The organism is Streptomyces sp. R28, assembly GCF_041052385.1.
Lineage (GTDB): Bacteria > Actinomycetota > Actinomycetes > Streptomycetales > Streptomycetaceae > Streptomyces.
The window spans coordinates 2,252,201-2,266,072 of record NZ_CP163439.1; the positions used below are offsets into that span (position 1 = coordinate 2,252,201).

General features: G+C 72.4%; 10 protein-coding genes and 1 tRNA gene. 7 read left to right on the forward strand and 4 right to left on the reverse strand.

Annotated features, from left to right (window positions below):
* Nucleotides 1–131 precede the first annotated feature (131 nt).
* Together AB5J49_RS09840 and AB5J49_RS09845 are read left to right on the forward strand one after the other, a co-directional pair.
* The gene (locus AB5J49_RS09840; protein ID WP_369168151.1) at nt 132–1,115 is read left to right on the forward strand and encodes an aldo/keto reductase; all 984 of its coding nucleotides are present in this window, start codon (nt 132–134) and stop codon (nt 1,113–1,115) included.
* On the forward strand, nt 1,112–3,445 hold the full coding sequence (locus AB5J49_RS09845; protein WP_369168152.1) for a helix-hairpin-helix domain-containing protein: 2,334 nt from the start codon (nt 1,112–1,114) through the stop codon (nt 3,443–3,445). The genes AB5J49_RS09840 and AB5J49_RS09845 overlap by 4 nt, the downstream gene beginning before the upstream one ends.
* A gap of 125 nt (nt 3,446–3,570) precedes the next feature.
* Here AB5J49_RS09845 and AB5J49_RS09850 read toward each other — a convergent pair whose 3' ends face one another.
* Nucleotides 3,571–4,305 carry a hypothetical protein gene (locus AB5J49_RS09850; RefSeq protein WP_369168153.1) on the reverse strand — a complete coding sequence of 245 codons (735 nt, stop codon included), beginning with the start codon at nt 4,303–4,305 and terminating at the stop codon, nt 3,571–3,573.
* A 47-nt stretch (nt 4,306–4,352) separates the two neighbouring features.
* On the opposite strand from AB5J49_RS09850, the gene AB5J49_RS09855 reads away from it, so the two are divergent.
* The gene (locus tag AB5J49_RS09855; protein WP_005485166.1) at nt 4,353–4,541 is read left to right on the forward strand and encodes a DUF5703 family protein; all 189 of its coding nucleotides are present in this window, start codon (nt 4,353–4,355) and stop codon (nt 4,539–4,541) included.
* A gap of 129 nt (nt 4,542–4,670) precedes the next feature.
* On the opposite strand, the gene AB5J49_RS09860 is transcribed toward AB5J49_RS09855, so the two are convergent.
* The 3 genes from AB5J49_RS09860 to AB5J49_RS09870 all read right to left on the reverse strand — a co-directional run bounded on the left by AB5J49_RS09860 (nt 4,671) and on the right by AB5J49_RS09870 (nt 7,388).
* Complete coding sequence (locus tag AB5J49_RS09860; RefSeq protein WP_369168155.1) at nt 4,671–5,519, reverse strand: chaplin family protein; 849 nt, start codon at nt 5,517–5,519, stop codon at nt 4,671–4,673.
* Nucleotides 5,520–5,671: 152 nt separating this feature from the next.
* Nucleotides 5,672–5,905, reverse strand: coding sequence for a chaplin ChpH (chpH, locus tag AB5J49_RS09865; protein WP_128428002.1), 234 nt, complete (start codon nt 5,903–5,905; stop codon nt 5,672–5,674).
* A gap of 157 nt (nt 5,906–6,062) precedes the next feature.
* The gene (locus AB5J49_RS09870; protein WP_369168156.1) at nt 6,063–7,388 is read right to left on the reverse strand and encodes a M20/M25/M40 family metallo-hydrolase; all 1,326 of its coding nucleotides are present in this window, start codon (nt 7,386–7,388) and stop codon (nt 6,063–6,065) included.
* Nucleotides 7,389–7,576: 188 nt separating this feature from the next.
* Between AB5J49_RS09870 and AB5J49_RS09875 the strand changes: the two genes are divergently transcribed.
* The 4 genes from AB5J49_RS09875 (at nt 7,577) to AB5J49_RS09890 (ending at nt 13,865) form a co-directional block, all read left to right on the forward strand.
* Nucleotides 7,577–7,661, forward strand: a tRNA-Leu gene (locus tag AB5J49_RS09875).
* 271 nt (nt 7,662–7,932) lie between these two features.
* The gene (locus tag AB5J49_RS09880; RefSeq protein ID WP_369168157.1) at nt 7,933–11,811 is read left to right on the forward strand and encodes a Pls/PosA family non-ribosomal peptide synthetase; all 3,879 of its coding nucleotides are present in this window, start codon (nt 7,933–7,935) and stop codon (nt 11,809–11,811) included.
* A 112-nt stretch (nt 11,812–11,923) separates the two neighbouring features.
* Nucleotides 11,924–13,279, forward strand: a complete 1,356-nt coding sequence (locus AB5J49_RS09885) for a M1 family metallopeptidase (RefSeq protein ID WP_369168158.1) — start codon at nt 11,924–11,926, stop codon at nt 13,277–13,279.
* Nucleotides 13,280–13,490: 211 nt separating this feature from the next.
* Nucleotides 13,491–13,865 carry a YchJ family protein gene (locus AB5J49_RS09890; RefSeq protein WP_369168159.1) on the forward strand — a complete coding sequence of 125 codons (375 nt, stop codon included), beginning with the start codon at nt 13,491–13,493 and terminating at the stop codon, nt 13,863–13,865.
* Nucleotides 13,866–13,872 lie beyond the last annotated feature (7 nt).

Sequence of the window (13,872 nt, forward strand, 5' to 3'; positions counted from 1 at the left end):
CGGACCTCTCGCGGGGAGGCCGGTGTGGCGGGCATCGCCCGGCCGGCCCTCGGCATCCCCGGTCACCGTCCCGGAAACTGGTCATCCACAGGCCCCCACATGGCAGGTTCTGGCCAGTAATCTCGGCGTTCATGGAGCAGAGGCATCTCGGCCGGACCGGCCTGCGCGTGTCCCGGATCGGGCTCGGCACCCTCACCTGGGGCAGGGACACCGACGAGCACGACGCCGCGGACGTCCTGAAGACGTTCTGGGAGGCGGGCGGCACCCTCGTCGACACGGCGGACGTGTACGGCGACGGAGGGGCCGAGTATCTGCTCGGACGGCTCATAGAAGGGCTGGTCCCGCGCCGGGACCTGGTCATCTCGACGAAGGCGGGCAGCGTGCCCGACCCCGACCGCCGCTTCGACGGCTCGCGCGGCCACCTGCTCTCCGCGCTGGACGCCTCGCTGACCCGGCTCGGCACGGACTACGTCGACGTCTGGCACATCCACGCCTTCGACCCGGGCACCCCGTTGGAGGAGACCCTGCAGGCCCTCGACCTGGCGGTCAGCAGCGGCCGTGCCCGCTACGCCGGTGTCTCCAACTTCTGCGGCTGGCAGCTCGCCAAGGCGGCGACCTGGCAGCTCGCGGCGCCGGGTATACGGACCCGGCTGGCGAGCACGCAGCTGGAGTACTCGCTGCTCCAGCGCGGCGTGGAACGCGAGGTGCTGCCGGCCGCGCTCGACCTCGGCATCGGCCTGCTGCCCTCTTCCCCGCTCGGCCGTGGCGTCCTGACGGCCAAGTACCGCAACTCCACTCCCCCCGACTCACGCGGCGCCTCGGAACATCTGGCGCCCTTCGTCGCGCCGTACCTCGACGACACGGCGAGCCGCATCGTGGACGCGGTACAGACGGCGGCCGACGGGCTGGCGGTGACCCCGCTCCAGGTCGCCCTCGCCTGGGTCCGCGACCGGCCCGGCGTGACCGCACCCGTCATCGGCGCGCGCAACGCACAGCAGCTCACGGCGGCGTTGTCAGTGGAGGCCCTTAGTCTTCCTGACGAGATCTGCCGGGCGCTCGACGATGTGTCGGCGCCCGTGCACCGCTATCCCGATCACGACTGGAGCACGCTGTGAGCACGGAGCCGCCCGAGACCACGGAGGACACGGAGCCGGGGACACCGGGGGCCACGCCGGAGGGCGGGACGCCGGGGGCCGGGGCCGCCGAGGGCAGCGGGAGCGAGACTGCGGATTCGCGGCCGGCGGACAGGGACAGCGAGAGCGTGAACCCTGCGGCCGGGGCGGGCGAGTCAGGCGAGTCGGACGCCGGCAACGGCGACACCACGGCCCGGAGTTCGGCGACCGAGGACGGCGACAGTGGCACCGGCGCCCCGTCGTCGGAGGCCCAGGACGGCGACGGCGGCACCGCGCCAAAGTTGTCGGAGGCCGAGGCCGAGATTGCCGCTCAGCGGGTCGAGCGGGAGCGGATCGAGCGACGCAAGGCCGAGAAGAAGGCGCCCGTGGAGAGCGGGGCCAAGCTCAGCGGGACGGCCGCCGATCTGCTCGCCGCGGTACGAGCCGTGGAGAGCGGCGCGAAGCCGGCGGCCACCGTCTTCAGCGAGCCCGGGCCATCACGCCGCGCCGCCCCGGAGCCGGTACGCCGGCCGCAGCCCGTGCCGGCCGAAGCGCCCGCGGGTCCCGCTCCGGAGACCGTCGAGTCCGTGCGCGGCGTGCTGACCGAAGGCGGCGCCCCCGAGGCTCTCGCCCCGCAGGTCGCCGCGGTCCTCGGCGAGGGCGCGGGCGACCAACTGCGCGCGGACCCCTGGCAGTTGCTGCGCGTCGGCGGCGTACGGCCGGAGCAGGCCGACGGGTTCGCGCGGGCGCTGCTCGGCGCGGAGTGCGGACCGGACGACGAGCGCCGTGGCCGGGCGGTCACCGTCTGGCTCCTGGAGCAGGCGGCCCTGGCCGGGCACACGGCCCTGGAGATGCCCGCGCTCACCGCCGCGCTGGCCCAACGGGGTGTGCCGGACGCCGATACGGCCCTGCAGGACACCCTGGCCGAGGGCGAGGCCCTGGTCTTCCAGGACGCCTTGGACGAGCCCGGCGCCCCGGCCCGGCGGGACGAGGAGCCGGAGGAGGGCGAGGTACGGCCCGTCCGTGTCCTGGTCGGCCTGGAGCGGTACGCCCTCGCGGAGGAGAGCCTCGCCGACGGACTGGCCCGCCTGATCAACTCGGTGCCGAAGCAGGACGGTTCGGCCGAGGAGTGGGAAGGGGCCGCGGCCGCCGCGGGCTCCGCCGCCGACCTGATCCGCGCGGTCGGCGCGCACGGCCTGGTTCTCCACACCGGCGGGGAGGCGTCCCTGAGCGAACCGGCGGCGCTGCTGCGCACGGCACAGGCTCTCGGCGTGCGGGCCTGGGCGGTCACCCACGGCCCGGTCGGCAGGGGGCGCTTCTCGGCACTGCTGAGCGAGTCCAGTGGGCCGGACAGCCCCACGCAGGCGGAATCCGCGCCCGGCGTCGCCACCGTGGCCGGTCTGCTCTCCGGTGCCGAAGGGCCCGGCCGGGACGCGGACGGGGCGTTCGACCTCGATCTGCTCGTCGTGCTGGACGCGCCGCAGTTGGACGTCGAGACGGCGGCTCTGCTCACGGAGTCGTTGCCGGACGGGGCCCGGCTGGTGCTGGCCGGGGATCCGGCGGTGCTGTGGTCGGCGGGCCCCGGGCGGGTGTTCGCCGATCTGCTGACGGCGCGGATCTGCCCGCAGATCGCCTCGCGGCGACCGGATCCCGGCCCGCTGGGCGAGCTGGTGTCCGGTATCGGCATCGGCGAGCTGAACCAGGTCGAGGCGCCCGGCAAGGAGGTCGTGATCGTGCCGGTGCGGGACGCGGGCGAGGCCGTGCACCGTACCGTGCAGCTCGTCGCGGACTCGGTGCCACGCGCGATCGGCGTCCCGACCGAGGAGACCCAGGTGATCACGCCGGGCCACGGCGGTGCGGCCGGCACACGCGTCCTCAACGCCGCGCTCAAGGAACGGCTCAACCCCGGTCCCGGCCGCTTCGGCGGCTTCGACCCCGGTGACCGTATCGCCTACTCCCCGGCGCCGGGTCGTACGGTGCCGGGCCAGGTGGTGAAGGCCGATGCCGAGGGGCTGCACCTGACCTGCGCGGGCGAGGCCGTCGTCGTACCGAAGGAGCGGGTGGAGGAGTCCGTACGGCACGGCTGGGCGCTGACCGCACACCAGGCGGCCGGTACCCGCTGGCCGGCGGTGGTCGTGGTCCTCCCGGGCGACGCGGCCCAGGCCCTGAGTCGCCCCTGGGTCTACACGGCCTTCAGCCGCGCCGACCGCCACCTCTCCGTGGTCCACGGCGCGGAACAGGCCCTCCCCAAGGCGGTCGCCGAAATCCCGGCCAAGCCCCGCACGACCCGTCTGCCGGCGTTGCTGGCACCACAGCTGACCACGGCCGGCTGACCCCGGCCGGGGTCAGCCGGCCGCCGACCACCGACGCCCCCGCCCCCGCCCCGGTCAAACAACGGCGGCGGTCACGGAAGCCCCGGCTCCCATGACCGCCTCCCTCCGACAGCCGTCGCCTCCGCTCAGCGGTCCGAGTCCAGGGGCTCCAGGTCCTCGTCCTCGTCCAGCTCCGTGTCGAGGTCCTCGATGTCGTCGGCGTCCTCGTCGTCGGCGTCCTCGTCCTCCTCGTCCGCCTCGTCGATGTCCTCCAGGTCGTCGTCGAACACCGTGCTGACGTCGAAGCGGCAGACCACCCGCTGGGGATCGACCCCCTCGAAGGGCGCTTCCAGCCATTCGCCGGGGTCGGCCTGCTCGTCCGAGGCGGTGACCCAGAGCGTGGAGTCGCCCTCCTCCAAGCCGAACTCCTTGTGCCGGGAGGCGATCTCGTCCGGCTCGAACTCGCCGAACAGGATGCCCAGCGCCCCGTGCACCGTGCCGGAGGCATCCGCGTCCGCGCCGTCGTCGTAGTCCGCCGCCTCGACCCGCTGGGCCTGCGCCAGCAGCCGCTGCGGCTCCACCACGGAGTAGTCGCGCCGGATCAGCACGCTCACCGCGTTCGGTTCCTCAGGGCCCGTGTACGGCGGCAGGGCGTCCTCCGTGCCGGGGATCTCGAAGGGCGTGACCTCGTCGTAGCGGTCGTAGAGCAGCTCGTCGTAGGTCTCGGCGGCCGCGGCGAGCTGGTTGAACGCCTCGTAGACGGCCGGGTCGTCCTCACCCGACCGGCGTTCGACCGCGGCCAGGTGGCGGTCGAGCGCGGTCTTGACCGCCTCGGCGGCGGCGCGTACCTCGGCAGCGGTGGGCTGCACAGCATCAGACATAGTGCAGACGCTATCCGTACCGGGCCCCAGCCCGCACAATAGATGCGATGCCGGAATACGAATTTGTCGACGTGTACGTACCGCGCGGGGTCTCCCGCAAGGACGCCACACGCCTGCTGACGGACCATGCCGAGTACGGACACTGGGAGTTGGACCGCCTGAGCCTGCTGCGCGACGGCAGCCGCAGGGTGCGGCTGCGCCGCCGGATCATCCGCCAGGTGCGGGCCACGTGGTGAGCTGAGGCGACAGAACGACAGCGAGACGGGGACAGCAGGAGAAACAACTACGGAGCGGGCCCCGCCACGGCGGGGCCCGCTCCGTTCACGCCGGACGGCCGCGGACTACTCGTGCCGTACGGCTACGGCCTACGCAGAGGCCCGTGCCTTGCGGTACAGCACCGAGCCCGCGAGCAGCGCCCCCGCGCCGACCGGCAGGACGAGGCCCATCGGCAGGTCGCTGCCGGTGTGGGCGAGCTCGGCCTCACCCTGGGGCTGGGTGACGGACTGGGCGCCCGGCTGGTTCCCGTGCGAGGAGCCACCGCCCGGCGTCTCGCCGCCCGTGCTGGGCGGCGTGCTCGGGGTGCCGGGGTGGGTGGGCTCGCCCGGGTTCTGCGGGCTCCCGGGGTTGCCGGGGTTCCCCGGGGTGCCGGGGTTGCCCGGCTGCTCGGGGTTACCGGGGTTGCCGGGGTTACCGGGGTTGCCCGGCTGCTCCGGCGACCCGGGCGGGGTCTCGTGGCCGCCGCCCGGCGGGGTGTGGCCGGAGCCGGCGCCTCCGTTGGTGCAGTCGTTGCCCTCGACGGAGTTGCCGATGCCGATGACGTCGACGCTGTTGCCGCACACGTTGACCGGCACATCGATCGGCGCCTCGACGTGGTTGCCGGAGCCGACGCCGGGCGAGTCACTGGCGTGCCCACCCGTCGACGCCCCTGAGCCGCCACCGGAGTCCCCGTGACCGGCGGACGCGCCGCCGCCCTGGTTGCTGCAGCTGTTGCCGCTCGCCGGGTTGAGCAGTCCGACGACGTTGACCGTGTTGCCGCACACGTTGACCGGCACGTGCACCGGCGCCTGCACCGTGTTGCCCGACAGCACGCCGGGCGAGTTCGTGCTGGTGCCGTTCGCACCCGAGCCGGTTGCGTGGGCGGCGCCGCCCGCGGCGGCGATGACGCCGGTCGCGGCCGCCACGGTCATCAGGCCCTTGCGGGTGACCTGTCGCATTTGCTGAATACCTGCCTTCGACCTTGTTCCGAAAGGACGACGTCGGAAATTCGACCGACGTTCCGAAAAGGCCGGTCGGCCCCGGAGCGCATGGCACGCGCTCCGGGGCCGACGGGCTCAGCCCCTGTCAATTCACGGGGCGAGGCACAACGTCACTTGTTGATGCAGGTGTTGCCGAAGGCGGGGTTCAGCAGCCCGATCACCGAGATCGTGTTGCCGCAGACGTTCACGGGGACGTGAACCGGCGCCTGAACAACATTGCCAGACAGGATGCCCGGGGAGTGCACGGCGGCACCCTGAGCACCAGCGTCGGCGACGGCGAGGCCCGCGCCCGCGAGAACCAGGCCACCAGTGGCAGCCGCAGCGGCGACGACCTTCTTGATCATTATTCCTCCTTGTTGGCAATGCGATCACAAGTAGCTGATCGCATCACCTGTAACGAGGAGGAACTAATAGGGCTACGACCTGATGAGCGTGTTCACTCCCCTCAGCCATATCCCGTACGCCTGGCCGAATACTGAAGTGTCGTTTCAGTGGCCCAATTCAGGACGCATCGATGAACCGGTCGAGCACCCGGACCCCGAACTTCAGCCCGTCCACCGGTACCCGCTCGTCGACACCGTGGAACATGCCGGCGAAGTCCAGCTCCGGCGGCAGCTTCAGCGGCGCGAAGCCGAAGCCCCGGATGCCCAGGTCGTCGAAGGACTTGGCGTCGGTGCCGCCGGAGAGCATGTAGGGGACGGCCCTCGCGGCCGGGTCCTCGGCGACCAGCGCGGACTGCATGGCGTCCACGAGCGCCCCGTCGAAGCTCGTCTCGACGGCCTTGTCGGCGTGCACGTCCTCGCGCTTGACCTTGGGCCCGAGGATCTTGTCGAGGTCGGCGAGGAACTCCTCCTCGAACCCGGGCAGGAACCGGCCGTCGACGTGCGCGGTGGCCTCGCCGGGGATGACGTTGACCTTGTAGCCGGCGCCGAGCTGGGTGGGGTTGGCCGTGTTGCTGAGGGTCGCGCCGATGAGCTTGGCGATGCCGCCGAGCTTGGCGAGGGTGCCCTCCATGTTCTCCGGGTCCAGCTCGGTGCCGAGGGCGTCGCCGAGCTCGTCGAGGAAGGCCCGGGTGGTCTTGGTGACCCGCACCGGGAACTTGTGTCGGCCGAGGCGGGCGACCGCCTCCGACAGCTCGGTGATGGCGTTGTCCCGGTGGATCATCGAGCCGTGCCCGGCGGTGCCGGCCACGGTCAGCTTCATCCAGTGCATGCCCTTCTCGGCCGTCTGGATCAGATAGAGCCGCCGCTGCTCGCTCACCGTGAACGAGAACCCGCCCACCTCGCTGATCGCCTCGGTGACGCCCTCGAAGAGGTCCGGGTGCTTGTCGACGAGGAACTTGGCGCCGAACTTGCCGCCCGCCTCCTCGTCGGCGAGGAAGGCGAGCACGATGTCGCGGGGCGGCCTGCGCCCGCTGCGCAGCCGGTCGCGCACGACCGCCAGGGTCATCGCGTCCATGTCCTTCATGTCGACGGCCCCGCGCCCCCACACGCACCCGTCCGCGACCTCACCGGAGAAGGGGTGGTGGGTCCAGTCGTCCGCGTTGGCCGGTACGACGTCGGTGTGGCCGTGGATGAGCAGTGCGGGCCTGGAGGGGTCCTCGCCCTCGATGCGGGCCACCGTGGAGGCGCGCCCGGGGTGCGACTCGAAGATCTTCGGCTCGAGGCCCACCTCGGCGAGTTTCTCGGCCACGTACTCGGCCGCCTTGCGCTCACCGGGACCCGAGTGGTCGCCGTAGTTGCTGGTGTCGATCTGGATCAGCTCGCGGCAGAGGTCCACGACCTCGTCCTCGCCGGTGACGCCCCTGGCCGTGTCCGTCTCGCTCACGCTGCTTCCTCCCGCACTGTTGCTGCTGGTGGTCCCCCTCATCCTCCCCCTCCCTCCGGCTGCGCCCAAGACCGGCCGCGACCCGTCACACGCCGTTCACGCCACGACAGGGGGTGATCGGCCCCCCTCGAAAGCCTGGTAATGTTTCCTCTGTCGCCGCGGGGGAAACCCCGCACGACAGACACCTTGTCCGGGTGGCGGAATGGCAGACGCGCTAGCTTGAGGTGCTAGTGCCCTTTATCGGGCGTGGGGGTTCAAGTCCCCCCTCGGACACGCGAAATGGCGAGGGCCGTGACCACGAGGTCACGGCCCTCGGCCGTTGTGTGGGGGAAGTCTCGTTCGGTCGAAGATCACCAGGTCAGCACCTGTTCCGCCGCCGCCCCGCCGCCCCGAACGGCTGCTCCGAGTGGCGTATCGAAGTGCCCGAACCTAGCGTCGTACTAAAATTTCCGGCTTGTTACGGAGCTGGAGCCGGACAACCCCAGGCAGACCTGCGGGCCCGCCAGCGCCCCGGAGGCTTCCGGGATCGAGACGCGAGGACCGGATGGCAGCCATACAGGAGAGCAACGCTCTCGGCCTGCTCGGCGAAGAGATCGGTACACGGCTCAGCGCGGAGATCCAGCAGCGGTTCGGTGACACGGCACGTTTCTCCGGGGGCCCGGCGGCCTCCCCGCGCACTCTCGTCGACGTTTTCGAGGCGTCCGTACGGTCGTATCCGGACGAGCCGGCCCTGGACGACGGCACGACCAGCCTCACCTACCGCGCCCTGGCCGTCGAGGTGCAGCGGCTGCGGCGTCGCCTCGCGGCCGCCGGGGTCGGGCTCGGTGACCGGGTGGGCGTGCGGGTGCCGTCCGGGACCAATGACCTCTACGTCGCGATCCTCGCCGTGCTCGCGGCCGGTGCCGCCTACGTCCCCGTGGACGCCGAGGACCCGGACGAGCGGGCCGAGTTGGTGTTCGGGGAGGCGGACGTACGGGCCGTGGTGGGGGCGGGGCACGAGCTGACCGTCCACTCGCGGAGCGAGGTTGCGGCCGCCCGTCCGGGTGTCGAGCACGACGCGTGGATCATCTTCACCTCCGGCTCGACCGGGAAGCCGAAGGGTGTCGCCGTCTCTCACCGCAGCGCCGCCGCGTTCGTGGACGCCGAGGCAGCGCTGTTCCTCACCGAGGAGCCGATCGCGCCCGGGGACCGGGTCATGGCGGGCCTGTCGGTCGCCTTCGACGCGTCCTGCGAGGAGATGTGGCTGGCCTGGCGGTACGGGGCCTGTCTGGTGCCGGTGCCGCGCTCGCAGGTCAGGAGCGGTGCCGATCTCGGGCCCTGGCTGGTCGAGCAGGAGATCACCGTCGTGTCGACGGTGCCGACGCTGGCCGCGCTCTGGGAGCCCGAGGCCCTGAGCGACGTACGCCTGCTGATCTTCGGTGGCGAGGCCTGTCCGCCCGAGCTGGCGCAGCGGCTGGTGACCGAGGGGCGCGAGGTGTGGAACACGTACGGGCCGACCGAGGCGACCGTCGTGGCCTGTGCCTCGCTGATGAGCGGGGAGGAGCCGATCCGGATCGGGCTGCCGCTGGACGGCTGGGAGCTGGCCGTCGTCGACGAGGCCGGGGAGCCCGTGCCGATGGGCGCCTGCGGGCAGCTGGTGATCGGCGGGGTCGGGCTGGCCCGGTATCTCGACGCCGAGAAGGACGCGGAGAAGTACGCGCCGCTTCAGTCGCTGGGCTGGGAGCGGGCGTACCGCAGCGGTGACCTCGTCAAGGCGGAGCCAGAGGGGCTGGTCTTCCTCGGGCGGGCCGACGAGCAGATCAAGCTCGGCGGGCGACGGATCGAGCTCGGTGAGGTGGATGCCGCGTTGCAGGCGCTGCCGGGGGTGGCCGGTGCGGCTGCCGCCGTGCGGACCGCTCGCAGCGGTAATCAGCTGCTCGTCGGGTACGTCGTCACCCAGGACGGCTGGGATCACGCGGCCGCGGTGCAGAAGCTGCGGGCCGAACTGCCCGCCGCGCTCGTGCCGTTGCTCGCGCCGGTCGAGGAGCTGCCGACCCGGACCTCGGGCAAGGTGGACCGGGGCGCGCTGCCCTGGCCGCTGGAGGGGCTCGAAACCGGCGGTCCGGCCGAGCAGCTCTACGGCACCGAGGCCTGGCTGGCCGAGCAGTGGGCCGAGGTACTCGGTATCCCGGTCTCCGGCGCCTTTGACGACTTCTTCGCGATCGGCGGCAGCAGTCTGGCCGCAGCGCAGCTGACGACACGGCTGCGTACGCGCTATCCGAGCGCGGCCGTTCTCGACATCTACCAGCAGCCGGTGCTGCGGAAGTTGGCCCGGCGCCTTGAGGAGTCCAGGCAGGACGACGGGGCCCGACGCACGATCACCCCGGTGCCCAGGCGCGCGCAGGTGATCCAACTTCTGCTGCTCGTTCCGCTGTTCACGCTGCTCGGGCTGCGCTGGACGGTCGCGCTGGCCGCGCTCGGGAATCTGCTGCCCGCCTACGCGTGGCTGCCGACGGCCCCTTGGTGGCTCGTGGCGGTCGGAGCGGTCGTCCTGTTCAGTCCGCCGGGACGGCTGGCGCTGGCCGCCGGGGGTGCGCGGCTGCTGCTCCGGGACGTGAAGCCCGGGCGGTACGCGCGCGGTGGCGGTGTGCATCTGCGGCTGTGGGCCGCCGAGCGGCTGGCCGAGTTCAGCGGGGCGACCTCGCTGACCGGGGCGTGGCTGGAGCGGTACGCGCGGGCGCTGGGCGCCAAGGTCGGGCCCGACGTCGACCTGCACTCGCTGCCGCCGGTCACCGGGCTGCTGAAGCTGGGGCGGGGTGCGGCCGTCGAGTCCGAGGTGGATCTGTCCGGGTGGTGGCTGGACGGGGACCGGCTGGAGATCGGCGCGGTGAAGGTGGGCGCGCATGCTGTCGTCGGCACGCGCAGCATGCTCTTCCCCGGTGCCCGGGTGGGCAAACGGGCCGAGGTGGCGCCCGGCTCGGCGGTCACCGGCCAGGTTCCCACCGGTCAGCGGTGGGCGGGCGCGCCCGCGGTCAAGCTGGGCAAGGCCAAGCGCAACTGGCCCAAGGACCGGCCGCGGCGCGGGACGTACTGGCGTGTGATGTACGGCCTCACCGGCTTCGCGCTGACCGCGCTGCCCGTGGTGGCGGGCGGGGCCGCGTTCCTCGTGGCCCGGGTGTTCTTCACGCCGGACGCGCCCCTGACGGGCGCCGCGCTGGCCCTGGTACCGGCGACGCTCGCCTTCGGGCTGGCGTACGCCGTGCTGCTCCTGATCGCCGTACGGCTGCTGAGTCTCGGGCTGCGCGAGGGCACGCATCCGACGCACAGCCGCGTCGGCTGGCAGGCCTGGACCGTCACGCAGCTGATGGACCGCTCGCGCGAGACGCTGTTCCCGCTGTACGCGGGGCTGGTCACGCCGGTGTGGCTGCGGCTGCTCGGGATGCGGATCGGGCGGGGCGCCGAGGTGTCGACCGTGCTGGCGCTGCCCAGTCTGACCACGGTCGGCGAGGGCGCGTTCCTGGCCGACGACACGCTGACCGCGCCGTACGAGCTCGGTGGCGGCTGGATGCGGATCGGGCGGGCGGAGATCGGGCGGCGGGCCTTCCTCGGGAACTCGGGGATGACCGCCCCCGGGCGGACCGTGCCGGAGGGCGGGCTGGTCGGCGTGCTGTCGGCGACGCCGAAGAAGGCCAAGAAGGGCACCTCGTACCTGGGGCTGCCGCCGGTGAAGCTGCCGCGTGCCGCCGCCGACGGCGACCAGAGCCGGACATACGAACCGCCGGCCCGGCTGCTGTGGGCGCGTGGGCTGGTGGAGCTGTGCCGGATCGTGCCGGTGTTCTGCTCGGCGTGGCTGGCGGTGCTGACGGTGGCCGCGCTGTGTGCGCTGGGGGTGTGGGCGCCGCTGCTGTCGGGGCTGGTGCTGCTCGGCGCCGGGGCCGTGGCGGGGCTCGTGTCCATCGTCGCGAAGTGGCTGCTCGTGGGGCGGCATCACAGCGGTGAGCATCCGCTGTGGTCCTCCTTCGTGTGGCGCAACGAGCTGGCGGACACCTTCGTGGAGGTGCTGGCCGTGCCGTGGCTGGCGGGTTCGGTGCCGGGTACGCCGGTGATGACGGCGTGGCTGCGCGGGCTCGGCGCGCGGATCGGCAAGGGCGTCTGGGTGGAGAGCTACTGGCTGCCGGAGACCGATCTGGTGACGCTTGAGGACGCGGCCACGGTGAACCGGGGCTGTGTGCTGCAGACGCACCTCTTCCACGACCGGATCTTGCGGACGGATACTGTGGTCCTCCGTGAGGGCGCGACGCTGGGTCCTGGCGGGATCGTCCTGCCCGGCAGCGCGATCGGGGCCCGTACGACGCTGGGTCCCGCGTCGCTCGTCATGGCCGCGGAGTCCGTCCCCGACGACACCCGTTGGCTCGGCAATCCGATCGAGGCATGGCGTCCCTGAGCGCGGCCGACCCGGAGTCGCCCGCCGATGGGGCATGCCGAAGGCAGATCGGACAGGAGTCGGTGGGCCGGCACCAAGTGGCAGCAGTACGGCGCAGGGAGCACAGACAGCAGTGGCAGTTCAGCAGACGGCAGGCGCGGACCCGTACTTCCCGGAGCACGGTGATCCTCGGTACCGGGTGCACCGGTACGAGCTCGCGCTGGACTACCGCCCGGGCCCGAACCGGCTCTCGGGGACGGCCCGGATCAACGCCATCGCGGGACGGGCGCCGCTCACGGAGTTCGTGCTGAACCTGGCCGACTTCAGGATCGGGCGGGTCCGGGTCGACGGACGGCAGCCGCACTACACGCACCGCGGCGGACGGCTGCGCGTGCGCCCCGCCAAGCCGGTCCGCGCCGGGGCCGCCTTCACGGTCGAGGTGCACTGGTCGGGCAACCCTAAGCCGGTGAACAGCCCCTGGGGCGGGCTGGGCTGGGAGGAGCTGGAGGACGGGGCGCTGGTGGCGAGCCAGCCGATCGGGGCGCCGTCGTGGTACCCGTGCAACGACCGGCCCGCCGACAAGGCGTCGTACCAGATCTCGATCACCACGCCGTCGGCGTACGCGGTGGTGGCGGGCGGGCGCCTGCTGCCCCGTACGACGAAGGCGTCCACGACCACCTGGGTGTACGAGCAGTCGGCGCCGACGTCCAGCTATCTGGTCGGGCTGTCGATCGGCAAGTACCAGACGGTGCTGCTGGGCGACCCGGGTCTGGGCGGGGTACCGCAGCACGGGCACATCCCGGCGCATCTGCTGCCGGAGTTCTCCCGGGACTTCGCGCGTCAGCCGCAGATGATGGAGATGTTCCAGGATCTGTTCGGGCCGTACCCCTTCGACGAGTACGCGGTCGTGGTGACGGAGGAGGAGCTCGATGTCCCCGTCGAGGCACAGGGGTTGTCGCTGTTCGGCGCCAACCATGTGGACGGGGCGCGGGGTTCGGAGCGGCTGGTCGCGCACGAGCTGGCGCATCAGTGGTTCGGCAACAGCGTGTCCATCGCGGACTGGCGGCACATCTGGCTGAACGAGGGGTTCGCGAAGTACGCGGAGTGGCTGTGGTCGGAGCGGTCGGGTGGGCGTACGGCGCAGCAGCTCGCCGCTGCCGCGCACCGGTTGCTGTCGACGCTGCCGCAGGATCTGCGGCTGGCGGATCCTGGGCGGAAGTGGATGTTCGACGACCGGCTCTACGAACGCGGCGGGCTCACTCTGCACGCGGTGCGCTGCGCGCTGGGCGACATCGCCTTCTTCCGCATGCTGCGCGCCTGGGGGCAGCTGCACCGGGGCGGCACGGTGACGACGGCCGCCCTCGCCTCGCACGTGGCCCGCTTCGCGACCGAGCCGGTGGACGAGCTGTTCGAGACGTGGGTGTACGGGGCGGCCCTGCCGCCGCTGCCCGGGGCGCAGACGCGGGCGGCGGGCCAGGGGGTGTTGTGAAAGTCCCGTCGTCCGCCCGAAGGGCGGGCCCTGCGGCGTCTGGTGCGTGCTCTCGGCGTGCCGCGCGCAAGCCCTCGTACTGGTTGTACGTGGGCTTTCGCGCGGTGCGGCGAGTGGGGGCACCTCCCACGCCATCAAGGCAGTGGGGGAGCGTGCCAGGCGTCGCGGGGCAGGCGGGACTTCGCGGACACGACCTAGCACAATGGCGGGCATGACGACGCGTTCCTGCCCGTGCGGGCTGCCCAAGGCGTACGACGACTGCTGCGGCCGGTATCACAGCGCTGCCGCTGCCGCACCGACCGCCGAGGCGCTCATGCGGTCGAGGTACAGCGCGTTCGTCAAGGGCGATGCGGCGTACCTGCTGCGGACCTGGCATCCGCGGACGCGGCCGGCGCGGCTGGACCTCGATGCCGGGACGCGGTGGACCGGGCTGGAGATCCTCGCCACGAGCGACGGGTCCGCGTTCCATGCCACGGGGACGGTGACCTTCCGGGCCTCGTTCCGGGGCGGTTCGCTGCATGAGCGGAGCCGGTTCGAGCGGGTCGACGGGGCCTGGGTGTATGTGGACGGGGAGTTCCTGGACTGACCGGGCG